General features: G+C 44.4%; 21 protein-coding genes. 13 read left to right on the top strand and 8 right to left on the bottom strand.

Annotated features, from left to right (window positions below; genetic code table 11):
* Nucleotides 1–273 precede the first annotated feature (273 nt).
* Nucleotides 274–1,110, top strand: coding sequence for an HDOD domain-containing protein (locus O9X84_RS08645; RefSeq protein WP_269519300.1), 837 nt, complete (start codon nt 274–276; stop codon nt 1,108–1,110).
* A 149-nt stretch (nt 1,111–1,259) separates the two neighbouring features.
* Here the strand turns inward: O9X84_RS08645 and O9X84_RS08640 are convergent, their stop codons facing one another.
* Nucleotides 1,260–1,925 carry a benzoate/H(+) symporter BenE family transporter gene (locus O9X84_RS08640; RefSeq protein WP_269519299.1) on the bottom strand — a complete coding sequence of 222 codons (666 nt, stop codon included), beginning with the start codon at nt 1,923–1,925 and terminating at the stop codon, nt 1,260–1,262.
* A 63-nt stretch (nt 1,926–1,988) separates the two neighbouring features.
* Here O9X84_RS08640 and O9X84_RS08635 point away from each other — a divergent pair, with 63 nt between their 5' ends.
* Nucleotides 1,989–2,117: a hypothetical protein gene (locus O9X84_RS08635; protein ID WP_442864522.1), complete on the top strand. Its 129-nt coding sequence runs from the start codon at nt 1,989–1,991 to the stop codon at nt 2,115–2,117.
* A 43-nt stretch (nt 2,118–2,160) separates the two neighbouring features.
* On the opposite strand, the gene rdgC is transcribed toward O9X84_RS08635, so the two are convergent.
* Both rdgC and O9X84_RS08625 read right to left on the bottom strand, forming a co-directional pair.
* A complete protein-coding gene (gene rdgC, locus O9X84_RS08630; RefSeq protein ID WP_269519298.1) occupies nt 2,161–3,072 on the bottom strand; it encodes a recombination-associated protein RdgC in 912 nt (303 codons plus the stop codon).
* A 92-nt stretch (nt 3,073–3,164) separates the two neighbouring features.
* Nucleotides 3,165–4,895 carry a sensor histidine kinase gene (locus tag O9X84_RS08625; protein ID WP_269519297.1) on the bottom strand — a complete coding sequence of 577 codons (1,731 nt, stop codon included), beginning with the start codon at nt 4,893–4,895 and terminating at the stop codon, nt 3,165–3,167.
* Nucleotides 4,896–5,113: 218 nt separating this feature from the next.
* Here O9X84_RS08625 and phoB point away from each other — a divergent pair, with 218 nt between their 5' ends.
* From phoB to O9X84_RS08570, 11 genes are all read left to right on the top strand, one after another.
* A complete protein-coding gene (phoB, locus tag O9X84_RS08620) occupies nt 5,114–5,803 on the top strand; it encodes a phosphate regulon transcriptional regulator PhoB (RefSeq protein ID WP_269519295.1) in 690 nt (229 codons plus the stop codon).
* 68 nt (nt 5,804–5,871) lie between these two features.
* The gene (gene phoR, locus O9X84_RS08615; protein WP_269519294.1) at nt 5,872–7,173 is read left to right on the top strand and encodes a phosphate regulon sensor histidine kinase PhoR; all 1,302 of its coding nucleotides are present in this window, start codon (nt 5,872–5,874) and stop codon (nt 7,171–7,173) included.
* A gap of 96 nt (nt 7,174–7,269) precedes the next feature.
* Nucleotides 7,270–8,346: a PstS family phosphate ABC transporter substrate-binding protein gene (locus tag O9X84_RS08610; protein WP_269519293.1), complete on the top strand. Its 1,077-nt coding sequence runs from the start codon at nt 7,270–7,272 to the stop codon at nt 8,344–8,346.
* Nucleotides 8,347–8,662: 316 nt separating this feature from the next.
* Nucleotides 8,663–11,458 (top strand): hypothetical protein, encoded by a 2,796-nt coding sequence (locus tag O9X84_RS08605; protein ID WP_269519292.1) that lies wholly within the window; start codon nt 8,663–8,665, stop codon nt 11,456–11,458.
* Nucleotides 11,459–11,576: 118 nt separating this feature from the next.
* Nucleotides 11,577–14,225, top strand: a complete 2,649-nt coding sequence (locus O9X84_RS08600) for a TonB-dependent receptor domain-containing protein (protein ID WP_269519291.1) — start codon at nt 11,577–11,579, stop codon at nt 14,223–14,225.
* Between the two features lie 176 nt (nt 14,226–14,401).
* Nucleotides 14,402–15,160 carry a DUF3450 domain-containing protein gene (locus O9X84_RS08595; protein ID WP_163107453.1) on the top strand — a complete coding sequence of 253 codons (759 nt, stop codon included), beginning with the start codon at nt 14,402–14,404 and terminating at the stop codon, nt 15,158–15,160.
* Between the two features lie 13 nt (nt 15,161–15,173).
* Nucleotides 15,174–16,538, top strand: a complete 1,365-nt coding sequence (locus tag O9X84_RS08590) for a MotA/TolQ/ExbB proton channel family protein (RefSeq protein WP_269519290.1) — start codon at nt 15,174–15,176, stop codon at nt 16,536–16,538.
* Between the two features lie 2 nt (nt 16,539–16,540).
* On the top strand, nt 16,541–17,059 hold the full coding sequence (locus O9X84_RS08585) for a MotA/TolQ/ExbB proton channel family protein (RefSeq protein WP_032096297.1): 519 nt from the start codon (nt 16,541–16,543) through the stop codon (nt 17,057–17,059).
* A 31-nt stretch (nt 17,060–17,090) separates the two neighbouring features.
* On the top strand, nt 17,091–17,498 hold the full coding sequence (locus O9X84_RS08580) for an ExbD/TolR family protein (protein WP_032096298.1): 408 nt from the start codon (nt 17,091–17,093) through the stop codon (nt 17,496–17,498).
* A 3-nt stretch (nt 17,499–17,501) separates the two neighbouring features.
* On the top strand, nt 17,502–18,110 hold the full coding sequence (locus O9X84_RS08575; protein WP_032096299.1) for an energy transducer TonB: 609 nt from the start codon (nt 17,502–17,504) through the stop codon (nt 18,108–18,110).
* Nucleotides 18,111–18,116: 6 nt separating this feature from the next.
* Entirely contained in the window at nt 18,117–19,466 is a 1,350-nt protein-coding gene (locus tag O9X84_RS08570) for a tetratricopeptide repeat protein (RefSeq protein ID WP_442864519.1), read from the top strand.
* 128 nt (nt 19,467–19,594) lie between these two features.
* On the opposite strand, the gene O9X84_RS08565 is transcribed toward O9X84_RS08570, so the two are convergent.
* From O9X84_RS08565 to O9X84_RS08545, 5 genes are all read right to left on the bottom strand, one after another.
* Complete coding sequence (locus O9X84_RS08565) at nt 19,595–20,689, bottom strand: response regulator (RefSeq protein WP_269519288.1); 1,095 nt, start codon at nt 20,687–20,689, stop codon at nt 19,595–19,597.
* Complete coding sequence (locus tag O9X84_RS08560; RefSeq protein WP_269519286.1) at nt 20,679–23,279, bottom strand: hybrid sensor histidine kinase/response regulator; 2,601 nt, start codon at nt 23,277–23,279, stop codon at nt 20,679–20,681. The genes O9X84_RS08565 and O9X84_RS08560 overlap by 11 nt, the downstream gene beginning before the upstream one ends.
* Nucleotides 23,276–24,448, bottom strand: a complete 1,173-nt coding sequence (locus O9X84_RS08555; RefSeq protein WP_269519285.1) for an FIST signal transduction protein — start codon at nt 24,446–24,448, stop codon at nt 23,276–23,278. Before O9X84_RS08555 ends, O9X84_RS08560 begins: the two co-directional genes overlap by 4 nt.
* Before the next feature lie 293 nt (nt 24,449–24,741).
* Nucleotides 24,742–26,313 (bottom strand): AMP-binding protein, encoded by a 1,572-nt coding sequence (locus O9X84_RS08550; protein WP_269519284.1) that lies wholly within the window; start codon nt 26,311–26,313, stop codon nt 24,742–24,744.
* Nucleotides 26,314–26,451: 138 nt separating this feature from the next.
* Entirely contained in the window at nt 26,452–26,850 is a 399-nt protein-coding gene (locus O9X84_RS08545; RefSeq protein ID WP_269519283.1) for a hypothetical protein, read from the bottom strand.
* Between the last annotated feature and the right edge of the window lie 94 nt (nt 26,851–26,944).

Raw genomic sequence — 26,944 nt, 5'->3', positions numbered from 1 at the left:
ATTCTGTATCAATTATCTATACTTAACCATGCGGGTTGTGCGGTTGCATATTTAGTTGGTCGAAACTGAAACACTGCGATAGTATGGGTAAAGTTATACTATTATGAAAAGCCTGTCCCGCTGAAAATACGAAGGGATGCTGTATTAAAAATGAAAGTCGAATGCACGACTATCGATTATGTCTTTAGCTCAAAATGCTTTATAACATAAACGATATTTATATTTTAGTAAGTGATTGGCTTGAACGAGCCATAAAAGTCTAAGGGTAGAACTATGTCTACACAGAACGCACTCTCAACTATTCTTGTTGAAAAAATAAATAATGACACGCTTGTACTGCCTACGCTTCCAGCAATTGCGTTAAAAGTTAGAAAAGCGGCTGATGATCCTGATATAAACCTCAATGCAATGGCCGATGTTATTGGTCAAGACCCATCACTCGGCGCCCGCATGATTAAAATTGCGAATAGTGCGTACATGGGGCGTAGCGTAAAAGTAACGTCGATTGGCCAAGCCGTTACGCGAATTGGTCTTCGCCAAATTAAAAATATTTCTACTGCGTTGGCCATGGAACAGCTGTTTGTGTCAAAAAATGACATTGTCACGCGCTATTTGCAAAAAGAATGGGTGCGTACCGTTGATATCGTTGCGAACTCCATGGCGGTGCTGCAGTTATATATAGCGAGAACGAAAAAACGCGAGATGAGCCTGGATACCATGACGCTGGCAGCGCTGGTTCATAATATCGGTGTGCTTCCTGTATTAACTGAAGCCGAACGTCACCCAGAAGTCTTTGCCAACTCATCGTTCCTCGATGTCGCAATAGATAAGCTATCGGGTCGAGTGGGCGCGAGCATTATGAAAGAATGGGGATTTGGCGAAACCTTTGTCAACGTTTCACAGCACTGGAAAGACCTAAGCTTTATTCCTGAAAATGTAGAATACATTGACTTTGTTCGCGTGGGCGCAGCCCTAGCTGGCGCGATGAACAATCAAAAAGATGCTGTACTCAACTTAGCAATGCAGCGCAACGTGGTTGACGACATTGGCGTATTGCATAGCGATGAGTTTACAGAGCTGGCTAACTCAGCAAAACAAATATTTATGTAAAGCGTATAGCGTTAAACGCCCCACCTTTAAGTGGCGTGAAATTGAATAATAGCCGGCATACAGTGTTTTGTAGTAGATAGTCTCTACAAGTCAACACGTGCTGGCTTTTTATTGAGCGACGCTAAATTAAAGTTTTCGAAAATACAAGGTTAAGAAGGCTTTCCCTCTGTTTTTTGCATAACAAGCAGTCCGAGCCCAAGCCCCCACACTGCAGATGGCAAAGAAAGCAAACTGAATCCAGATGCCGTGCACAGCAGTGTTAACAGTGCTGGTGCGCGATGAGACTGCGTTTCCATACTTTTGGAAAATGCTCCCTGAAGTGTTGCTAGCAAAGCCAGCCCTGCTAATAGATGAATGATTACCTTAGGCATGCTGACAAATAATGCCACAATGGCCGATGCACAAAGGCCCACTATCAAATACGCAATACCTGCAGCTATTGCAGCTTTGTAACGTTGCTGCTTATCATTATCTACCTCATTTCCCATACAAATTGCGGCAGTAATCGCGGCAAGACTAAACGTGAAACCGCCAAAAGGGGACAGTATTGCCTGCACAACAGCGATGCCAGAAAGTATGGGTTTATGGTCTGGGAAGTAACCATGGATATGATGAATGGCAATACCTGGTAAGTTCTGCGATAGCGTTGTGATTATAAATAGAGGCACCCCTAAGCCGATAACTGCCGACCATGAAAATGTGGGGGTTACCCATACAGGGATAGGGGCGGCGAATACGAAACCGAAGTCAGTATTACTGGCCTGGCTCTGCATAAAAACGGTCACTATTAAAGACAGGATTAGCAACCCCAACATTCTACTGCCCACCAAGTCGGTGTAACAGAGCGTCTTCATGTATTGTCAGGCATACTGAGCGTGATGCATAACGGCCAGTGGAAAACGTTAAAAGCAGGAGAACAATGCGTTCTAGCGGCAGATCAGCCCCATGCTTACAGAGATAACGCGGGTGAGACTCGGTTTATAGCAGTAATACATTACCCCCAATAAGCCTTTGTGGGGGTAATTGTTTTGTGACGTGCCTTATTGACTATTAAAGGTCGCTGTCATTAAGCTTTAGTGTGTCTCGAAGAAAGTTTAACAGCGTGGTTATTTCCGCTGACATCAGTGCAAACTCTGCATCCAAACGAGCTTCAACCTGATCTTTTGGAACGTCTTCTGTTTCTTCTTTTATGCGATCGGTAAACTTAATGCGTTTTACCGCACCATCTTCACACATTATAGCCGACAGGCTCTCAGCATATTCAAATGCCACTTTTTGAACGAGTTTGCCAGCAGATAAATGCAGGCTAATCTCGTCGCTATCAAGAGGCTGATTTTTACAGCGAATGACACTGCCAGTGTCGTCAGCAGATTTTAATTCTGCCTCTTCAAGTAAATCGATGTTGTCTGGAGTCGCGTCTGTTACCCAATGAGTTAACTCGCTTTGTAGGCTATGACGGGTAAATGGCACAACAGGCAGTGAACCAATCGCTTTTCTTACCATAGCGAGAAACGCCTCGGCTTTGCCATCTGATGAGGCATCAACCACAACTAAGTTGTCTGGCAATGATATAAATCCATGAGTGTAACTGTTCTTGGTGAAGGCTTGTGGTAGCAGACGCGTTTGAATTTCTTGCTTTAAATCTGTTTTGGCTTTTTTGCCAACCGCAGCGCCAGTTTCCATTTCTATCTTGGCAACCATTTCTTCAAGTTCAGCATTGACTACTGCCGCAGGTAAAATCTTTTCCTGCTTTTTCAACGTTATCCAATAGCGCTGCTGAACACAGTGAAACATCGTGCCCGACTTGCCTGCTTGAGAAAAGGGTGAAGCAAATCCCATAGTTGCCATATCTTGGCTGCCGCAAGGTCTAAATGCATGCTCGTTAAGCATACGCTCTAGATCGTCATCATCCAACGACAGTGGCTGTGTTAATTGAAATGCTTTTATATTTTTAAACCACATAGAGGGGAGTATCTCAGTCAAAAATTAGGGCGCAAGCGTATCAACCTACGCGTCACCGCGCAATTGGAAATGCCAGAAAAGGTGAGCAGGTCCTAGTGCTGACTAATTGGAAAAATTATCGTATAGCGGAGACCCTTGCCAGGCTCACTTTGGGCATCAATTTTTCCATTTAATGATTGAGTGACTAGGTTGTATACAATATGCGTACCCAAACCACTGCCTCCGGAGCCTCGTTTAGTGGTAAAAAAGGCGTCAAATAACTGTGAAAGCTCGTTCTTTGTTAAGCCTTTTCCGTCGTCTTCAAAATGCATAACTACCTGGCCATCAACTGCCTCCACATTTAAATTGATGTTTCCAACCGCTTTATCTTCGAACCCATGATTAAGAGAATTTACGATAAGGTTAGTAACAATTTGCGCGATGGCGCCAGGGGCACAGGTAACCACTAATTCAGGTGGGCAATTAACCGTAATATTGTGCTTAGTTTGTTTATAACCCGATTTTAGAGATTGAAGTACTTCTTCAATATATTCACCAAGGTCAAAGTCTCGTTCATTTTCGCTTGTTTGATCTACGGCAACCTGTTTAAAGCTTGCGATTAAATCTGACGCTCTACCAAGATTATTGAGTAACAATTTAGCGGTCTGGTCGGCTTCGTCAATAAAACTTGCCATGTTTTTGTTCGTTAAACTGTTATCTTCAAAGTCTTGTTTAAGGTTAATAAGTCGCTCTTGTAAAAAGCTTGCTGCGGTAACACTTACGCCTAAAGGGGTGTTTATATCGTGAGTAATACCAGCAACGAGGCCACCTAACGAGGCCATTCTCTCTGATTCAACAAGTTGCTGTTGCGCTTGATGCAATGTTTGCATTGACCCGGCAAGTTCGTCGTTTTTCTTTCGCAGTTCGCTTTCGATATACTGTCGATTTTTGTTCTCTTGACGCAACTCTCGCTGGTGAGCAATCAGCTCATCTTTTTGCTGCTCAAGGTCTAACATAATTTGTGATAGCGACGCCGTTTTTTTCGCGACTTCTTGTTCGAGTACCAGATTTTGGTCGTCAAGCTTGGAGTTAGCAGCGGTAAGTTCTTTTTGAGCGCTTTTTAGCTTGTGATTTGAGGCAATTAAGTCATCAATGACGCCATTGTATGAGTCTCGTAGCTGCAGTAGTTCATTGTCGTCTCTAACTTCGAGTTTCAATTTGCTCTCTTCAGGACGTTCAGGGTCGAACATGCCCATTTGCTCTGTAATGTTTTGCAAAGGCTCAGACAACATAGTGCGAAAGGCGGTCATAAACAGGAAGACAAGAAACGTGGTTTTTACAATAGCGTTACCAATAAGGAAAAATACCCCCACCTCTATCCTACTAAAAATAGTATCGAAACTTGAGTATAGGGTGACATCGCCTACGGTAGATTCTCGACCTGCGAATTTAAACACTAAAGGAAAACTGTAGCTAAATACGCCACCAGAATGGTCTTCAATAACCTCCCGTTCCACTGGATTGGGTGAGCGGCTTTTGCGAATGCCCTGCTCAGTAATAAAGTTGCCGTTTTCGCCGCGTACTTGCAAACCCTCTACAATGGGGATAGACATAAGGCCTTCTGCAATTGCTCTAACTTGCTCATCGTTTATTTCCCACATGGCGCGGGTCAAGCTAGATGAAAAGGTATTTTTGAGGGTTTGGAGCTCTTCTTCAACGTGGTTCTTAGTGCTGAGATATTCGGTGAATATTTGGCCTACCGTCACAATAAGTGTTAGCGCAAAATACACTGAAAGTACTCTTGTTAAGAGCTTTCTTGATAACCCTGTTTTAACCGCAGCCATCAGTAAACTTGCCCCTTTCTTAAGTCGAGTAGTGTAGCTCTGTGCGCTTTACCTCGTAAGAATATGCAAATTTCTATTAATTAACAAGATTATGTGTTCAAACTATGTACTGAGTAGAATATATGCAAAACTTGACACATAATTGTAATGACTTTAATAAAACTGTCACAGACCACATTAATAATAGCGAAAAATTAAAAATGACTAGGAAAACAAATATGTCTCGCACAATATTGGTGGTTGAGGACGAAGCCCCCATTCGTGAAATGCTTAAATTCGTTTTAGAGCAATCTAGTTTTAATGTAATCGAAGCAGAGGATTATGATATTGCCAAGGAGAAAGTGTGCGAGCCATACCCAGACCTTATTCTACTTGACTGGATGTTACCCGGTGGAAGTGGTGTACAGCTAGCGAAAGGCCTGAAACAGCATGAGTTTACACGGGATATTCCAGTGATTATGCTTACCGCAAGGGGCGAGGAAGAAGATAAAATTCGCGGTTTAGATGCAGGTGCTGACGATTATATTACCAAGCCATTCTCTCCTAAAGAGTTAGTTGCACGCATTAAGGCCGTAATGCGCCGCGTAACGCCTACATCAAATGAAGAGCCTATCGAATTCAATGGATTAAAACTTGAACCTGTTTCTCATCGCGTTACGGCAAACGACGATCCATTAGATATGGGGCCGACAGAATTCAAACTTTTACATTTCTTCATGACACACCCAGAACGAGTTTATAGTCGAGAGTTACTGCTCGATAACGTATGGGGTACCAATGTGTATGTTGAAGATAGAACAGTCGATGTGCATATTCGACGATTGCGCAAAGCTATCTCTATTCATGGTCACGATGCTATGATTCAAACCGTTCGTGGCGCCGGATACCGTTTTTCAGGTAAGTCCTAGCACGCTACAACAGGGGCACATCGGCTATTAGCTATGTGCCCGTAAATTTCTGCAACACGAGTTCCACTATGTATTACCCCTTCTCATGGTTCAGGAGTACCGTACGTTTATTATTATTCTTAGTGGCGTTTGCCATTGGAGGATGGTTAATTAACGATATGGTATTTGCTGTGGCCTTTGGCGCTGTCATTTTACTGCTATTTAATTACTGGCATTTGTACAAATTAAACCGCTGGTTGTGGCATAGCCGAAAAATGTCACCTCCTACCGTTCGCGGTGTATGGGAGCATATTTACGAAGGGATTTACTATTTACAGCGCAGAAATCGCAACAAGCGAAAAGAGCTAGGAGAGCTGGTTAAGCGCTTTCGCGAAGGGTCGGAGGCACTACCCGATGCTGCCGTGGTGGTTGACTCGAAAGCCTGTATTTTATGGTGTAACCGTTTGGCTAGACTGGAACTTGGATTAAAGTGGCCAAAAGACGCAGGGCGTCGGCTAGACAATTTAATTAGACACCCAGAGTTTATCCAGTATTTTCATGCAGGGAATTATAAATACCCCATAGAAGTACCGTCGCCTACCAATGCAAACAAAACCTTTGAATATCGAATAATGCCTTATGGTGAAGAGCATTTGCTGCTCATTGCCAGGGATATTACCCGAGTATCCCAATTAGAGGCTATGCGTAAGGACTTTGTTGCCAACGTATCTCACGAACTTCGAACGCCGTTAACGGTGATCAACGGCTACTTAGAGATAATGCCTGAAAGTGACGATGCTAATCCCTTCATGAAAAAAGCAATGCGTGAAATGGAAACACAAACCCATCGCATGCAAAATTTGATAGAAGACCTCTTGGTACTTTCGCGAATAGAGGCAAGCTCAGAAAGAGTATATGAAAACGTGGTTAATTTTAGCTCTATGCTTGCGTTAATAGAGCGGGAAGCCCAAGCGTTAAATAAAGAAAAGCAGCATACCATTACCTTTCATATCGAAGATGACTTGTTTGTATATGGTGTGGAAACTGAATTACGCAGCGCTTGCTCTAATTTAGTATTTAATGCCGTGCATTACACGCCTCCAGGTGGTGAAATTAATGTTTATTGGAGCCGCCAATCTGCCGGTGCTCAATTTTCTGTTATTGATAATGGCGACGGTATTGAGCCAACGCACTTAAATCGACTTACCGAGCGTTTTTATCGAGTTGATAAAGCACGCTCTAGAAAAACCGGTGGTTCGGGATTAGGGCTATCTATTGTGAAACACGTGCTTAGCCATCATAATTCGTCTCTCGATATAAGTAGTGAGATTGGTCGAGGCAGTCATTTTTCATTTGTGTTAGACAATGAGCTTATTGCGGATCAATCGTGATCACAGGTAATGAAAACGGGTTTTTACTAAGAGCGTGTAGAAAAAAGCGTGTAGAAAAAAGCGTGTGAATGCAGGTGGGTGAATGAAGGCGTTTGAATGAAAAGAGTGAGTTTGGTCAACAGGGTTTCTGCATTACATATGGTAATCGTATTAGCTGCGTTAATTGTTGCGGGCTCCGTGCAGGCCAGCAGTATTCAAGCCAGCAGTACTCAAACCAGTAGTGTTCAAAAGTCATTGACCAACGCAGTAAGCAACGGAATTAATACGCCAGCTGTTTCGACTAAGCCGACGATACCCGACTACAAAAGAGTACCCGGCGTTGCCGGTAAACTCTCGTCAGTAGGGTCAGATACGCTTGCCAACCTAATGACGTTTTGGTCACAAGAATTCAAGGCATTATATCCACAGGTAGGGTTTCAAATTCAAGCTTCGGGCTCATCAACCGCACCGCCCGCGCTTATTGAAGGCACAGCGACAATCGGGCCAATGAGTAGGGCGCTAAAGCCCAGTGAAATTCGAGACTTTATTAATGTACATGGTTATCCACCCACGGTATTAAAAGTAGCCATGGATGCTATTGCTATTTTCGTGGATAGACGAAACCCGCTTCAAGGCATGACGTTAGAAAACGTTGACGCCATTTTTTCTCAAACCTTATATTGTGGTGCAGAAAAGCAAATTAGCCGCTGGTCGCAATTAGGCGTTGATGAAAGTGGGTATCGCTCACCAATTCGACTTTATGGGCGTAACTCGGTATCGGGTACGTATGGGCTGTTTAAAGTAACGGCGTTATGCGATGGCGATTTTAAAAATACGGTGAATGAACAGCCGGGTTCGGCATCGGTAGTACTGTCGGTTGCAAGTGGAACTGGCGCTATTGGCTATGCAGCCTATGGATATAAGACCGCGGGAGTAAGGGCACTTGCGTTAGGTGAAACCTTGGATAGCTTGATTCCTCTGTCTATCGATACCGTGCGAGATGAGACTTACCCCTTTGCACGTTTTCTTTATTTGGTAATTAATAAAAAACCCGGTGAGCCATTGCCTACTCTTGAAAGAGAGTTTATTCGCTATATTTTATCGCAGCAGGGACAAAACCAAGTTATCCGAGATGGATACTTTCCCATTCGCGAAGATGTGTTATTGCGACAGCGCCGTCTGTTGGGTAATTAAGCGTAATTTTTGACATGAAGACTGTAACTAAAGTGTCATGCAGCGTGGTTCGATCATTGTGAGGCTGTAATATTTCTCCTTATTTTGTATCTATAGCCGTTGTTGCTTGTTCCTCAAGAGGCACGAAAATCAGCGCTGAAAGCCCCTAAGTCTTTATTATTTCTGATTTTCTTCTTTTTTTAGCTATTAGTCTAAAGTTCAGGCTTTTTATGTGAAACTTTTATGACAGTTTTTTTATGTAACAAATGTGTCATTTAGCTTAGGTACAGTTTCGTCGTTTTCAAAATCCATAAAAATACCGCACTTGGAGAAACAGATGGAACTTAAGCAACTTTTTAAAGCTTCAGCAATTGCTACAGCATTAGTGCTAGCAGGCTGTGGTGGCGATATCAATATCAGCGAAGGCGATATTGACAACAGCGTTACAACTACAACAAATAACAATAACGGCGCTGGTGATGATAGCGGCAGCGACGGCGGTACAACCGACCCAGTAAGCAACGCGCCTGGCGAAGCAAGTTCTTTCCTTAGCGGCGAAGTTTCTGACGCATTTGGTCAAACAGTTGAAGTTCGCGTTCTTTCTGGTCGTTTAACCGCTGATGATGCAGACGACCAAGGTGTTATTACTCTAACAAACGACACTGTATGGGCACTTGAAGGGCCTGTATTTGTAGGTAACGACAAAGCAGACAGCGTAACGCTTGCTGTTGAAGAAGGTACCGTTATCTTCGGTCGCACTGGTGCGGACTATCTAGTAATAAGTCGTGATTCAAAAATCGAAGCAGAAGGTACTGCATCTGCTCCAGTCATCATGACATCGTTCAACGACGTGGTTGGTGACGAAGTTGGCGCAGGCCAATGGGGTGGTGTGGTTATCCTAGGCAACGGTAACTCTACCAAGTGTCCTCAAGACGGCTCTGACTGTGCGCTTCAAGTAGAAGGTGCAGAAGAAGGTGCAGTATTCGGTGGTAATGATGACACCGACAGCTCAGGTATTCTTAAATACGTTGTTGTTAAATATGCGGGTTTCGAAATTGCACCTGACAATGAGCTTAACGGTATTACGTTCGGTGGTGTTGGTTCTGGTACAGAGGTTGATTATGTGCAGGTACACAGCAATGCCGACGACGGTGTAGAGTTCTTCGGTGGTGCGGTAAATGCTAAGCATTTAGTGCTTACTGGTAATCAAGATGACTCAGTAGATTGGGATAACGGCTACAAAGGTAAAATTCAGTACGTTTACGTTCAGCATGCGGCTGACAATTCTGATGCTAACCGTGCCATTGAAGGTGACGGTGATGGTGGTGACGGCTTGGATTTCTCTAAGCCAATGGTTGCTAACATGACAGTTATTGGTAACACGTTCGATACAGCTGATGCTGATTCAGAAGGTCTTTTACTTCGCGACCAAACTGGCGCGAACTTAATGAACTTCCTTATCACTGGTCCCCAAGCGATGGGCGAGTGTTTAGAAATGGACACTGATGAAACGGTTCAAGCCAACCTTTCTGACGGTGACCTTACAATGACTCACTCTGCAATAGCATGTTCTGAGCCGTTTAATTCACCTGAAGGTGCAGTTGACCTAGAAACTTGGTTTACTGGACAAGAAGGTAACCAGCTAATCGCGTTTGAAGACCGTGCAAATCTTGGTCTTAACCCAGATGGCACACTAACTTCAGAAAGCGCACTTCTTACAGCTGGCGGCGACGCATCTGTTCTTTTAGATACGTTCTTTGAAGCAAATACGTTCGTTGGTGCCGTTGGTGAAACTGACTGGCGTCAAGGTTGGGCATTTGGATTCGGTGGCGGTACCATCGACCTCGTTCAATCAGCGTCTGGTTGCCCTTCAGGTACAACCACTATTACGCCAGTAGACGGCGAAACGACGACGTGTGAAATCTCAGGTACGGTAACGTCAGACCTAACACTTACAGAGGGCAATTTATATGCGCTTTCTGGTGCAGTGTTCATCGGTGGCGACAAAGAAAACAGCGCAACACTTACTGTTGAGCCTGGTGTAACAGTTTACGGTGCATCTGGTAACGATTACCTAGTAATTAGCCGTGATTCAGAAATTGATGCAAACGGTACTGCTGAAAGTCCAATTACTTTTACTTCACGTGACCACGTTGTTGGTGGCCTTGAAGCGGGTGAAGCAGGTCAATGGGGCGGTATGATCGTGCTAGGTAACGGCGAATCGACTAAGTGTCCTCAAGACGGTACTGAGTGTGCACTTCAAGTTGAAGGTGCGCAAGAAGGTGCGGTATTCGGTGGAACAGACAACGAAGACAGCTCTGGTACACTTCGCTATGTTCGCGTAATGCACGGTGGTTTCGAAATAGCTCCAGATAACGAATTAAACGGTATCACTTTCGGCGGCGTTGGTTCTGGTACTACTGTTGAGTATGTACAAGTACACAAAAACGCTGATGACGGTGTTGAGTTCTTCGGTGGTGCAGTAAACGTTAAGTACCTTACTCTTACAGGCATTCAAGATGACTCTGTAGATTGGGACAACGGTTACGAAGGTAAGCTACAGTTTGTACTTGTTAAGCATGCAGACGATAACTCTGACGCTAATCGTGCCATTGAAGGTGACGGCGATGGCGGTGACGGCCTAGCGTTCTCTAACCCAATGGTTGCTAATATGACAATTATCGGTAACGAGTTCGATACGGCTAATGCTGACTCAGAAGGTGTTTTACTTCGAGACCAAACCAACGCGCAACTTTACAACTTTGTTGTAACAGGTCCAGCAGGCATGGGTGAGTGTTTCGAAGCTGACCTAAGCGATGGCGACACTACGCTACTAGCTAACATGGATGGGACTAACGATCCTCAACTAACTTTTGAGACATCAGTACTAGCATGTGCGGAAAACGTTCGTGACTCGGGTGACTTCGACCAAACTGCGTGGTTCACGGCTCAAACTGGTAACAGCTTACTAGACGAAACTGCAACTGTACTTGACGGAATCTACACAGTAGATGCGACAGCGGCGACAGACGTTTCAACACTAGATAGCTTCTTCTCTTCTGTGGACTTTATCGGTGCAGTTAAAGACGCTGACAACGATTGGACTGCAGGTTGGACTGTAGGTCTTGAATAAGACCTAGTTCACTAGCTAAAAACAAGCAAGTGCGTTGCAAAAGTGACGCACTTGCTTTTAAGTTTGTAAGATACGAATTTTTTATTCGTAAAAGTATTCCTTTTTAAAGAGGTTCATCATGAACAGACCTGCTAACAGGTTTCTTCTAAAACCCATCAGCTTAGCTGTTGCAGCAAGTATCTTGTTTCCAACGACTATGGCCTACGCTCAATCAGATGAAGATGAAGTGATTGAAGAAGTAGTGGCTACCGGAACGCGCCTAAAGGGCACCGCAACGGCAGTAATGGAAGAACGTAAAAATCAAGCTTTCGTAGCTGACATCATGGGTGCTGAGCAAATAGCTCGTACTGGTGATAGTGATGCAGCGGGAGCCCTTCGTCGTGTAACTGGCTTAACATTGGTAGATGGACGATTTATCTATGTGCGTGGTCTTGGTGAGCGTTACTCATCAACACAGCTAAACGGTGCCATCGTTCCAAGTCCAGATCCGACGCGTAACGTAATACCTCTGGATCTGTTCCCATCGAGCATAATCGAGAGTCTAGCGGTTCAAAAATCGTATTCTCCCTCAATGCCAGCGGCATTTGGTGGTGGTAACGTTAATATCCGCTTGAAGTCTATTCCTACACAGCGAGTATTCAATGTATCTGCCGCTTTTGGTATCGACACAGAAAACTCTGGCGATGTTCTAGATTACGCCGGTGGCGGTCGTGATTGGACAGGTGAAGATGATGGTACACGCGCAGCTTCAGCGGCTATTCAAGAGCGTTGGGATTCAAAGAACTTCTTAGATGATTTAGAGCCTGAAGAAGCGTTAGAGCTATTTAAGGGAACAAACCGAGCATACGGTCTTGAAACGACGTCAGCGGATCCTGACATGCGCTTCAACGTCACTTATGGTGATAGCTACGATTACGATGATGATTGGCGTTTTGGTTTCTTAGCCACGTCACGTTATTCTACGCAGACCCGATCATCAGAAGAATATGAACTGCAAGACCCAGACTTGGTCGGCGATGAAATCATCAATGTACGCTTCTTTGATGATATTCAAGGTACAGAGCAAACGGTAACCTGGTCTTCGCTTTTAACTCTAGGCGTAGACTACGATAGAAAGCATCGCATCGATTACAGCCTCATCGTGTTGAACGATACCCGCGATGAAATTCGTGAAATGTTTGGTAACACTGAAAACTTAAACCAGGCAGAAGGCCTGCGTATTCGCGATATCGACATACAGTATGAAGAGCGTTCACTTTATACCAACCAAGTAAAAGGTCAGCATACATTCCCTGAATTAAATTTTATGGGCGTTGACTGGACATACTCGTTGGGTCGTTCTGTACGTCATGCTCCAGGTAACTTTAACGCGCGTTTCGTTATGGAAGACGTGAATCAAGACGGTATTTTTGACGAAGAAAATGAAATTTTCTTGTCAGATGCGCAAACAGCGGCCCGTTACACGTTCCAAGACCTTCACGACCGTTTAGAGAACTTTGGTTATAACGTGACTTACCCGATGTCCTTTGGTGATTGGGAAACTGAGTTAAAGGTTGGAGCGAGTTTTGTCACTAAAACACGTTCTGCTGAAAACCGTCGCTTTGACATAAACACGCTAGGTGTTGAAAACCGTTCTATTTTAGACGGAAACGACTTTGGCGAGATTTTCAGCGATAGCGTTCTCGATTCTCTAGAGTTATCGAGTCGACCAATTATTCGTGATACTACAATCGCGGGCGATGATTACGTAGCAGGTCAAAAAGTTGATGCTTACTATTTTGAAGCCGATTTCTTCTACGACAACAAATGGCGTTTCACCGGTGGTGCACGTTATGAAGATTTCCGTCAGGTCGTAGCGCCATTGGACCCGCGTACTAATCAGTTTGACTTAAGTGACGAAGCCGATCGTGCACAATTAGCGTTCCAAGAAGACGGGTTTTATCCAGCGCTTGCTGTAACCTACTTCCTTGAAGACGATATGCAGCTACGTGCAAGCATAGGTCAAACGGTAGTTCGCCCAGATCTTCGTGAAGTGTCATCGGCCACTTACTTAGACCCGTTAACGAACTTCCCAATTGCGGGAACGCCAGGTGTTAGCACTACGGATATTATTAACTACGATTTACGTTGGGAATGGTATCGCGAAGCAGGCAACAACTTATCGGTAGGCCTTTTCTATAAAGATATGGAAGCGCCAATCGAGTCAGTTCAGTCGCCGGCTCAGGACGGTCCACCGCTTATTCGTATTGCAAATGCTGAATCTGGTGAGGTTTACGGGGTTGAATTTGAGTTCCTACAAGACTTGGCCTTCATTGGCGACGGTATATGGGACAATCTATTTACTACCGGTAACATTACTGTGAGCGACTCTGAAATTGTATTAGATCGCCAAAGTATTGTGGATCAAACCGGCGTATCTGCAGCAATTACGAATGTGGTACGACGTATGACGGGTCACTCTCAGTATGTGTTGAACATGCAGTTAGGTTACGACTCAGACAACGGTGAGCACACTGCGTCACTGGTATACAACGTATTTGGTGAGCGTATTCTTATAGCGGGTATCGATGGCTTCGACGACAACTACGAGCAGCCGTTTCACTCGCTAGATATGGTGTACAAGTACTATCCAGATTTTAATAGCACTGTCACATTGCGAGTTCAGAATATCTTAGGTGAGGATCGTGAAATAGAGTTTAACGATGCATTGCTTAGGTCAGAGACACGCGGTACAGGAATTAGGTTGTCATTTAAATACGACTTTTAAAATTTAATCTAATACAAAGGCCGCTTTTCAGCGGTCTTTTTTATGTGTAACAGATAACATTTTCGGTTTATTTATGACAGTTCCGTAATAAAACTGTCACAGAAAACTCCTATCCTACGCGCAGAAACTTATAGTCGGTTACATCCGATTTCTTTTAACTTAAAAGGTTTGAATGTATGAAGCTTATCAACGCTTTGCTTGTTGCAGGTCTGCTCTCAGCGACACCAGCACTAGCACAAGACGATGAAGTCTTAAAACCCGTTGTCGATGAGGCAGCGAAAATTAATGAGTCTGCGGCAAAATCGCAGGAAAAAATAAACGGTATTACCGATCAGATTGACAGCAAACTTCAACAGTTCAAAACGTTAATGAAAGAAATCGAAGGTCTTGAGGTTTATAACACTCAGCTTCGTAAGCAAATTAACAGTCAAAACCAAGAAATGGATGACTTGAACGCCGCAATTGATGAAGTGTCTGTTGTTGAGCGCCAAATTACGCCTCTAATGATGCGTATGATTGATGGCTTGGCTCAATTTATCGAGCTAGACATGCCGTTTCTTCCAGAAGAGCGTGCTAACCGCGTTGCTGATTTAAGAGCGATGATGGATAGAGCGGATGTTGCAGCGTCTGAAAAATTCCGTCGCGTAATGGAAGCGTTCCAAGTTGAAATGGATTACGGACGCACTATGGAGTCATACAGCGGTCTTCATTCAATTAACGGTCAAGAACGTGACGTAGAGTTTTTACGACTTGGTCGCACGGCACTTATTTATCAAACACGCGACGCGAGCATGCAGGGCGTGTGGAACAAGCAAACCCGTCAGTGGGAAGAGCTTGATAGCAGCTACCGTACACAAATCACAAAAGGTCTGCGCATGGCGAAGAAACAGCTTGCCCCAGACTTGCTAATGCTGCCAGTAGCAATTACAGACTAAGAGGTTGATGAGAATGTTTAATACAGTAAAACGTATCGCTGTTGGTCTAGTAGCCCTTAGTATCAGCGCTGGTGCAATGGCACAAAGTGACCGTGCAATGGACCTAGACGCCCTGCTAAAGCAGCTTGAAGAAGGCCAATTTGCACAATCACAGCAAAACAAACAGCGCGAGCGCGATTTCCAAGCGCAACGTGCAGAGCAAGACCGTATTCTTCGCGAAACCCGTGAAAAACGCGACCAAATGTTAGTGCAATCAGAGCAACTTGAAACACAGTTTGAAGAAAATGAGTTTAAATTGGCAGACCTTAACGGTGCGCTAGACACTCGTCTTGGTTCGCTTAAAGAGTTGTTCGGTGTATTACAGCAAATTGCTGGCGATACTAAGAATAAATTTTATAACTCTGTTATTTCAGCGCAAATCCCAGGTCGCTCTGACTTCTTAGACAAGATGGCGCAGGACATGGGCTCAAGCTCAAAACTCGCATCAATTGAAGAGATTGAGCGCGTATGGTTTGAGATGCAGCGTGAAATGACGGAATCTGGCAAAGTCACTACCTTCACAACCGACGTTGTTGAAGCCGGTGGTGAGAAAGTGAATAAGCCTGTAGTTCGCGTAGGTCCATTTGCCTTGATATCAGACGGTAAATACCTAGATTACAACGGTGTCACTGGCACAGTATCAGAACTTATTCGTCAGCCAGCCGACCGTTACAACGATTCAGCGGCAGAGCTTCAAGCATCAAGTGGCGAGCTAGTGCAGTTTGGTATTGACCCAACGGGTGGTTCTATCCTTGGTCTTCTTGTTCAAGCGCCTAACATGAAAGAGCGTGTGGAGCAGGGTGGTCCGGTTGGATACATCATTCTAGTGGTTGGTGCAATTGGCCTTCTACTTGCCTTAGAGCGTTTGGTGTCTCTTTCTCTTATTCGCATGAAAGTGAACAAGCAGCTTAAGAGCAAAGAAGTGAAAACTAATAACCCACTGGGTCGCGTTCTTAAAGTACGTGACGATCATCCTAACGCCGATGTTGAAGCGCTAGAGCTGCATCTTACTGAAGCAATTTTAGGTGAAGTACCTAAGTTAGGTCGCAACCTTACTATTATCAAGATTATCTCGGTAGTAGCGCCTCTGATGGGTCTACTCGGTACGGTAACGGGTATGATTAATACCTTCCAAGCAATTACCTTATTTGGTACAGGTGACCCGAAACTGATGGCTGGCGGTATTTCAACGGCACTTGTCACAACGGTTCTTGGTCTTGTGGTAGCGATTCCGATGACATTGCTTTACGCAATGCTTAACACACGTTCTAAAAACATTGTGTACATTCTTCAAGAACAAGCATCTGGCGTTATCGCAGAGCGTTCTGAGCGAGGCTAATTATGATCGAGTTTCTAGAAGCAATTCGCGATTTCACAGAAACAGGTGGCCAGGTTCTCCTAGTCATCGGTCTGCTGATATTCGTTATGTGGCTTTTGATCCTCGAGCGTGCAATGTATCTGTTGGTTTGGCACAAGCAAGCAAAAAAAGATGCGGTCGCGATGTGGAAAGCACGAAACGATCGCTCCTCTTGGTTTGCTGAGCAAGTACGTCAGAAAACGATTTCGCAGTTAACTATACGGCTAAATGGCAGTATCCCAATTATTCAGGCACTTGTAGCGCTTTGTCCGCTGTTGGGTTTGATGGGTACAGTAACCGGTATGATAGAAGTATTCGACGTTATGGCTATCTCTGGTTCGGGCAACGCCCGTTCTATGGCCTCAGGCGTATCGAAAGCGACTATTCCTACTATGGCAGGAATGGTTGGGGCACTGTCTGGTGTCTTCGCTGCTACCTGGTTAAATCGTATGGTGAAGTCTGAACGCACGCATCTTGAGGATGCATTGATTATTCAACGTTAATGCGACGTCGCATTAAGGTAAGGTATTTATTATGAAGCAGCACTTTCAAAATTTGGTCGATGAAGAAGAAGCAACCATCGACATGACGCCCATGTTGGACGTCGTATTTATCATGTTGATTTTCTTTATCGTGACTGCATCGTTTGTGAAAGAAGCGGGTATCGATGTAAACCGTCCTGAAGCAGCAACGGCTGTTAAAAAGGATCGCGCGAACATCCTTATCGCCATTTCAGATAAAGGTGAAATTTGGATTAACAAACGCCGCATCGATGTTCGTGCCGTTCAGGCAAATATCGAGCGCTTGCACGCAGAAAATCCTCAGGGTACGGTTGTGATTCAAGCAGATAAAGAATCGACAACTGAGACCCTTATTAAAGTGATGGATGCCTCCCGTGCTGCAGGTGTGTATGACGTTTCGATTGCAGCTCAAGAGCCATAAATCATGCCACGATATATAATCGCATTTGTAATTTCCCTTGCGATCACGTTAGGCCTGTTCTTCTTGATGCAGTCATTGATCAAGATGGGTGGCAGCGCACTAACTGAGCCGCCTCAGGGAAGCGTGCTTGACTTTGTAAGGGTTAAGCAGGATGAGCAGGTCGAGAAAAAAGATCGCAAGCCTAAGAAGCCACCAAAGCCTGAGCAGCCGCCGCCACAGATGCAGCAGCCGCAAATGGATTCACCTACACCAAATGCCGAAGGTTCTTCAATGGATTTTGGCGCAGATGTTGGCGATGATATTTCTTTAGACGGCGGACTCGCGCTTGAGTCGGGTGATGGCGAATACTTACCTATTGTTAAAGTAGCCCCAGTATATCCACGCCGCGCATTGCAACGTGGTATTGAAGGGTTTGTAATTGTTGAGTTCACTGTGACTAAGCAAGGTGCAGTGCGCAACCCAATAGTAGTTGAAGCTAATCCAGAGGGTATTTTCGAGCAAGCGGCTATCGACGCTGCAATGAAGTTCAAATACAAACCTCGAGTGGTAAATGGCGAAGCGACCGAAGTATCCGGTATTCAAAACCGCATTTCGTTCCAAATTGACGGGTAGCAGAACATGATGAAGAAACAGGCTAGGCCTTTATCGAGTATTTTGCCAAGCATGCTGCTTAGCGCTGCAGTATTTACATTTACTGTAGTTGCGGTATCTGCACCAAGTATGTTTGTTGCAACCGACGCACACGCTCAAGAGCAAAAAGCCAGCGAAAAGAAAACACGCCGCGTACCTACGCTGCGAGGTAAGGTATACGAGCAACTATCGCGCGCGCAAACGGCAGCGGATGAAGCGGGTAACGTTGATGAAGCTATTGCTATCTTAAAAGAGGTAGAAGACAAGTCTGATTCAATGAATTCATACGAAAAAGCGATGATGTACAACTTTTTCGGCTTCATTTATTACAACAATGAAGACTACGACAAAGCGCTGGCATCTTTTGCAAAAGTAGTAGAACAGCAGCCTATTCCTGAAAAGTTTGAAATGACGACGCTTTTCAGTTTGGCACAGCTTAATCTGATGCAGAGTAATTACGACGATACTATTAAGTACATAGAACGTTGGGAGTCGCTCAACTCAGGCCCAGTTCCACCAAAGAACAAAGTGATTAAGGCCCAAGCGTATTATCAAAATAAACAATACGAACTTGCGGCAGACTGGATTACTCAGGCCGTTGTCGACCACGAAGCTGAGGGGATGTTACCTGATGAATCTTGGTTGATCCTTCAGCGCGCTGTGTTTTATGAGTTAAAGCAGCCTGAAAAGGTGAAAGACGTACTGGTTAAATTGGTAAAGCTGTTCGATGAGCCTAAATATTGGATCCAGTTAGCCGGTATGTTCGGCGAGCTTGGCGAAGAGCGAAAGCAGTTAGCTATTATGGAAACTGCCTATCAGCGTGGTTTTGTAGAGTCCTCTGCCGACATATTTAATATGGCACAGCTTTATTACTATCACAGGGCACCGTATAAAGGTGCGAAGCTGATGGAACAAGCTATGAATGACGGCGTGCTAGAGAAGAACTTGCGTAATTTAAAGTTCTTAGGTCAAAGCTGGTCACTAGCCAAAGAGCAAGACAAAGCCATTCCAGTCATGATGCAGGCCGCTAATTTGGCTGACGATGGCGAGCTTGATGCACAACTTGCGCAGATATTGCTCAACGAAGAGCGCTGGGATGATGCTATTAATGCTGTTGATAGAGCCATTGAAAAGGGCGATTTGAGAAACCCAGGCCTTGTGTATTTGGTAAAGGGCATGGCGCTGTTTAACAAAAAACAGTATGCATTGGCGTTGAATCAGCTTGCAGAGGCAGAAAAACACCAGAAGAGCCGCGCTATGGCGCAGCAATGGAAGTCTTTTGTGCAAGGTGAAAAGAATCAGGCAGAGCGCCTTGCTGAAGAGTTAGGTGCAAGCTAGATTGACCAAGGCACTAGCTAGACCAATGTACGCTAACTGTAATCGTTTCTAGCTACTTATTAAAACACTGAAAAAGACCACAAAGCAGACACTGCTTTGTGGTCTTTTTATTTTGTGGTGGACTGGTATTAGTATTGTTCGTCGGGTATGAAACTAGCGACCGACGGCATTATGCCTCGGGCTTCAAGACTGTTCCAATAGGTTTTGGTTTTGAGTAGGTCTTCTTGTATATCCAAAAATACGTCTACCAAGTTGGGGTCGAAGTGTTTACCGGACTCTTTAAGAATATAATCAAATGCTTCTTCATTCGCCCAAGCCTTCTTGTAGGGACGCTTCATGGTAAGTGCATCAAACACATCAGCAATAGCGACTATCCTTGCGCTAAGTGGAATGTCGTTTCCTTCAAGACCATTTGGGTAACCCGAGCCGTCCCATTTTTCATGGTGACACAACGCAATTTCAGCGGCCATATCAAACAGTGGAGTCTTACTTCGGGACAGTATTTTATGACCTATTGCAGCATGGGTTTTCATGATGCTCATTTCATCGATGTGAAGCTTTCTAGGCGCCTTTAATATGTTATCGGGAATGCCGATTTTTCCTGTATCGTGCATGGGCGCGGCCTGAGCGAGCAGGTTTGCACTGTCATAGTCCCATCCACTGGCTAGCGCTAGACATTTACTGTACGCGGCCATGCGCCATATATGATGGCCTGTGTCGTTATCGTTGTAATGTCCCGCAGCGGCAAGCATAGTAATAGCGCTTTGTTGACTAAGCTGTAAGTCAGCAGTACGTTGTTTTACGAGTTCTTCTGTCGTTCGCATTTGATGGGCGAGGGAGATATGCGTCTTTACTCTGGCTAGGGTGATACTGGGCGAAACGGGTTTAGTAATATAATCGATTGCGCCTAATGCGAAGCCTCTTTCTTCATCAGCCGCTTGAATCAGAGCCGTGACAAAAATAACGGGTATGTCTAATAATCGCTTATCTGATTTAAGTCTTCGACACACCTCGAAACCATCCATTTCAGGCATCATGACATCAAGTAAAATAAGATCTGGCGTGTATTTTTGTACAATTTTTAGTGCAATCTTCCCTGATGGAGCCACTTTTATATCGTAAAAAGGACCCAAAATCCCGCTCAGTAAATCTATATTCGCAGGCTCGTCGTCAACCACCAGTACGCTAAATTGCTTTTTGGTTACCTGCAAATTACTTCTCATTATTTAGTATTTCCAATAGTTCATTTGAAAATTTAAGTGCGTTTTCAAAATCGTACACAGAGCAAAGCTGCTGTATATTGTCGATATAATCGAGGTATTGACTATCGCGGTACTCTCTGCGTATGTCTTCAATTTGCGTTATTGCTTGAGCGTCAAATGATTCCAATAGCAGCACGAGCTCTTGAATACTCTCTATCAGTGGCTGCTTTGCTTCTTGTGATGAAGTTACCGTTGGAACCGCTGCCTCAACTTCAAGGGTATGGACGATAAGACGAAGGGTGGCGTCGAGGTGTTGAGATAGGGTGACAATGGCATGCTTGATACCTTCTTGCGACTCAAAGTGTTTATTGAGTAGCTCAATTAAGTAACGATGTAGCGAAAAAGCACCGATTCGTTTTGTATCATCTAGTATTTGGCTTATTAGCGGCGAGCCCGCAGGAATGGTATTTTCTGAACTCTCAGCGATATCGAGCAACGTCGTTATTATGGAAGGATGCTTATACGCGTTATAAAAACTATTTAACGATGCTAAAAAAGCATTGTCAGCGGGCGGTGCTTTAATATCTGTGTAACCTGAGTGAATATGTTTATCGATGGCATGAATAATAAAATCTGCAATAGCGGGCTTCACCAGGTATTGGCACATTCCAGATTCGAAGGCTTTTTCTCTTGCAGCTACGGATTCATCGGTACTCAGTGCAATAATGGGAGCCGACCACGCATCCTTCATAGAAAGCCTATTAGCAACCTCTTGTCCCGGAATATCAGGTAAGTGGCAATCTAACAGTATGGCATCGAAGTCACTCTCATCACACACAGCGAGAGCTTGTTCTCCGGTTAATGCAGAGGTTACCTTCATACCCATGTTTCGCAGTATTTGCTGACTTATTTCAATGCTTATAGTGTCATCGTCAACAATAAGAACATGTTTGCCGGTAAGACGCCTTTTACGCCACTTGTTGGTTTCCAGACCGTCGTGATGAAGGTTTATTTTATGATCATTTGATGGAGAAAAAGTCGCTAGGAGGTCTAAATCGGTAAAGGGGAGTTCAATGACATCAATGTCTTCAACATGAGCGTTTTTGAGCTTGTTCTTTACGTTCACTTTTGCACGAGAGCTTATAACTGTGCATAAGTTGAGGTGTGTAAACTCACCCATTTTCAATTGAGTGATAAAGCGTTGCCATGCTTCATTGCCGTCAGGTAAAAAAATCACCGATGTATCTGCACTATCTGGAAGTGTATCTTGGGTACTGTCTATAATTTCACAATCGATGTGCAGTCGGTGCAGCGTCTGTTTAAAAATTTCGCATCCTTGAGCAACAGTCGGGCAGCTTTTGATGCATAACACTTTTTTAGGGTATGCTTTTGAGGCGAGGTCTGAAGCTAGATCTGGAGCCAAACTTGAATTAGCTATAGATGCTTGGTCAGTGGCAATGGATGAAGTAATAGTATCTTTGATAATAGGTAAAGAAAAATAGAACTCGCTACCTGTTCCTTCTTCGCTGGTAAAATCTAGCTGGCCGCCCATGTGCTCTACAAGACTTTTGCAGATAGTAAGCCCTAACCCTGTGCCTCCAAATTTTCGCGAAATAGACGTGTCGGCCTGTACAAAGGCGTCAAACAGCTTAGCCTTACTATTTTCGTTAATTCCCATGCCGGTATCAGCTACGCTGAAAAACACATCTTTGGCCCGTGCTGATATGGTCATAATAATAGTGCCGGTGGAAGTGAACTTCACTGCATTACTTAATAGGTTGAGCAACACCTGATAAATCTTCTCACTGTCTCCTCTAAACGGCTGGTGTGGGTCTATGCGTATATCAAACAGCAATTGAAGGTGTTTTTCGCTCGCCTTTATCTGGAACACATGAGCCAATTTTTCTATTGTATCGGTCAGTGAAAAAGTGTCATTTGCAACGTCAATTTTGCCTGCTTCCACCTTTGATAAATCTAAAATATTGTTGATAAGGTCGAGCAAGTAGGCCGCATTCTTTTTTACCTTTTCTATATATGCCTGTTTGTGTTCTGCATCTTCAGTATCGAGTGCCAAATGAGTGAGGCCAATGACGGCATTCATAGGCGTTCTTATTTCATGGCTGATAGTGGCTAAAAATTCACTTTTTGCCTTATTTGCACTTTCTGCATCGTCCAGTGCGCGCTGTACCTTTCTTTCCACTGCTTTTTGTTCATTCGTCAGTTCAAGCATCATTTCTGATAGCGTGGAAATGTTGGCAAGATTATCTTTGATAGGAGGCTTGTTCTGATCGACTAATAGCAAGTTCACAGAAGAGCGCAGTGTATCCACTACTTTCTGTTGCACCACTAGCTCATTGCGTATTTGTTCGTTTGCGGCAAAAAGTTCTTTAGAGCTAAGTTCTAGACTGCGCTCGCGCAGCGTGATATCACGCTCGTGAAACTGATAAGAATCGTCTACCCGCTTGATAAGGTGTTTTAACCCCCGTTGTAACGCATGTTGAGACATTTCACTGGTTTGTGTGTCATCTAAAGACGATAGCCATTGCTCAAGCTGTTCGTTGCTTTTCAATCCGAATGCTTTTCTTAGCTGCCGCGTGAGCAATGAGTTCAAGAGGTTGCTTCCTGAATTAGCGTCATTGACATGGTTTGATTGTAAAGCTTGCTATCAGATTGATTATTAAAAGGGCAAATTTCGCCGTAGGAATAAAAACCAGCAATGCAGGTGTTCGTCGGTAAATGTTCCTGCACACACTCCAGCTCCTCTTCAACGCGGTCGCCCATCACCAGCTTTCTGCCAACACAGCTGGTCACTAATGCCACGCTATGTGCTGGCTGAGAATTAGGGGCTGTTAAGGCGTTAGACACGGCGAGTTGTGCGCCATCAATCAGGTTGTCGGTAGAAGCGTGCATAAGCCTTACGTACTGCATTTCTTCCACATCTCCGGCGAGTATTAAACTGCCATCTTCTTCATTAATGCCAAGTATGGTGCGGATAAGGCCAGTACCTTTCTGATCCTCGCCGATTACCTCTAATGGAAACAGTAAGCCATTTGCAGGTAAGTCTGCGGCATATTCACCCAGATACTCTTTGTAAATAGCTAAAGCTGGCGCGTTGTCCAATTCGTAGAGGACATTTTCTTTGGCTTTTGTAACGCTGCGAGACGGGCCGAAAGAGCGCCATCCGCCCGATGCGCCATAGCCAAAAGATAGGTTGTCGCCATAAAAGCATACCGCCACCACGGTATCCTCGCGTATACCCTGAGGGCAAATAATATAGGTCTTTTCAAAAGAGGCGTTATCGCCAGCGAGGCCGCCACTTATTTTTACATCACTGGAAAGTGAATGCGCTAGCCCGTGAATAAGTGCCGAGCCATTAATGGCAAGCCCTGGTGCTAGTGCGTAAATACCCTTTAAACCTTCCGGCTTGATGTGTTGTCCCAGCTTTTCTCCGGTATCAAAGGAATTTTGCATACTGGTAAGTGTTGAGGTGTGAACTTTTACTGAGCTACCGTATTCAAATTTCATAGCAATCATAACGATAGTGTCGTTTGAAACTTGGTCGGAGTTAATTTCTCCTGCCGTACTACAACCCACAATGTTAGCTGTAATATGGTTCAGGTCTTCAATAATTGTGCTGAAGCGTTCCGTTGGACGTGAGTTGTCTCTGAAAAATGCCGGTGCGGCATAAAAGATAATCAAGGACGGATTGAACTGTTCTAGCGCGCTCTGATGAGTTTTGATTTCTTCAAGCGATTCAAAGGTAAACGACGTGGAAAGCATAGGCGGTAATCTTTTATATTATCTATAGGTTATTTATAGTGATAAATGCTACTTGCATCAACTTATTACCGCTTATTGTCTCGTTTTTAATTAGGCCAACTCGCCCTAATGCTGAGCGTTTAAATTCAGCTGCTTAGATTTAGTGGTGTTATAGAGCAGCGGTATTGGGAAGGGGAAGTGAATTAATATGGCATGAGTTAATGTGGCGTGAGTTAACACGGCATGCCTCTGAAATCGTCAGCGACATGCCATAGTTCGAGGTAGAGTTAATATCTGTCTCTTACTCTTTGTTTTTAACCTTTGTCTCTAAGTTCGCGGCGAAGAATCTTGCCCACCGTCGATTTAGGTAGCTCTTCTAAAATCTCAATAGACTTAGGTACCTTGTAGTTAGTGAGCTGCTCTTTACAAAAGGCGGTAACGTCTTCCACTTTGATATCGTTACTCACGGTAATAAAGGCGCAAACTCGCTCCCCTGTTTTTTCATCTGGCTTGCCAACTACCGCGGCTTCCATAACGTCGGGGTGGGAGGTGAGAATTTCTTCTATTTCATTTGGATAAACGTTAAAGCCTGAAACAATAATCATGTCTTTAAGTCGGTCGACTATTTTTATCGCGCCTGAATCAGTGCGTACGCCGATATCACCGGTTTTAAAGAAGTTGTCTTCAGTCATTACTTTTGCTGTTTCATCGTCGCGCTGCCAATACCCTAGCATAACCTGCGGACCTCTTACTGCAATTTGGCCTGACTCTCCATTGCCAACGGGTTTATCATAACTGTCGAGTAATGCGACTTCGGTATCTTCAAGCTCATGCCCCACTGTGCCAATTTCTTCTTTCCCTGGGATGTTAAACGATACCACGGGGGCAGTTTCAGACAGGCCGTATCCTTCCGTAATGGTATTGCCGGTAACCCCTTTCCAAATAGAAACCGCGGCTTGGGTTAATGCAGTGCCACCTGACATAGTTAGGTGTAGTTTTGAGAAGTCGAGTTTAGCAAATTCAGGGTGGCGACCTAAACCAACAAATAACGTATTAATACCAGCAAAAGCCGTTATTGAATGTGGCTTAAGCGTTTGAATGAAGCCATCGATATCTCTTGGATTCGGGATAAGTACTATTTGACTGCCTTTTGAAAACAGCGCCATCATGCACACCGTAAAAGCATATATGTGGTAAAGCGGTAGTGGGCACACTACCACTTCCTCACCGTCTTTAAACTGCTGACCTATTCTGTCGAGCATTTGGATGCAGTTGGCTAACACGTTATTGTGGCTCAGTGCCGCCCCTTTACTTACCCCAGTGGTTCCGCCGGTATATTGCAACATGGCCAATTCATCTTTTTCTACCGCTGGGCGTTTGAATTCTGCGGTTTTAGCGCCGGTCTCGATGGCGCTTGATAGTGATACTGTGCCTTCGATAGACGGTGCCGAGCTAGGATCTAGCAGTTCGGTGGCAGACGTTGCAATAACAGTGCGAATATTGGTATCGCTTTTAATTGCGTCATACTTAGGAAGTAAGTCGCTAAGAATAATGAGTGCTGTGGCGCCGCTGTCTGTAAACTGGTGCTTCATTTCACGCTCAGTGTAGAGCGGGTTGGTATTAACCACTACCAGGCCAGCACGAAGGGCTGCGTACACTGCAATAGGGTTTTGTATGAGGTTTGGAAGCTGAATCGCAACACGAGAGCCAGGCTCAAGCTTGGCTTCATTAACAAGGTAACGGGCAAGTGCGGATGATTTCTCATCAATCTCGCTAAACGTAAGCGTTTGCCCCAATGCAGTATATGCGGGTCTATCAGCAAACTTCGTTAATACACTTTCGATATAATCAGCTAAGCAGGTTACGTTTTCTGGATAAGTTATCATATTGCTTGTTCCTAGTAGGGCGCAGTTTTTCAATAATAGCGTAACATTAGCAAAGTTAACTTTTCATTTACATCTTTGTTAGTTTATAAATTATTATAAATAAAAGTAATGTTATTGCTTGTGAACTATCACTGTGACTTAGCGTAGGCGGCCGTAGACTAAGCCAGATACAAAGCCAGCAATACATTGAGCTGCAATGCCTAGGTGACTTCTAGCGCCTGCTATAAGTGTCACATCTAAAATAGGCTGCATAGCCGCTAGCATAATTAAAAAGCCGACAGCGCCAGCCGCACCAAAAATGGCCGCCGCGCCATAAACGCCGGCTTTACTGCTGATTGTCAAAGTGAGGGTACGTTTCTTTACGACGCTATTCAGTTTACTAGCGATAAAAAAGCTAATAATGAGAGTGACTGCAATTATGCCACCGTAAGAGGGTAGTAAACCAAATAAATCGTCTATTACCATGGATAGCCACTTAGATGTGGGAATATCGATATTCAGTGCCATTAGTTCAAACAGTACAAAATGAGAATGCATTACGCTCGCAACAATAAAAGCAATTAGCCAAGCAGGAACGAAGCAAAAAAAGGTATGACGTAGAAAAGCGAGCATGAAGCACCACGTTAAGTGT

This window comes from Alteromonas sp. BMJM2 (genome assembly GCF_027257845.1).
Lineage (GTDB): Bacteria > Pseudomonadota > Gammaproteobacteria > Enterobacterales > Alteromonadaceae > Alteromonas.
This window is presented reverse-complemented; position numbering and strand designations above follow the sequence as displayed.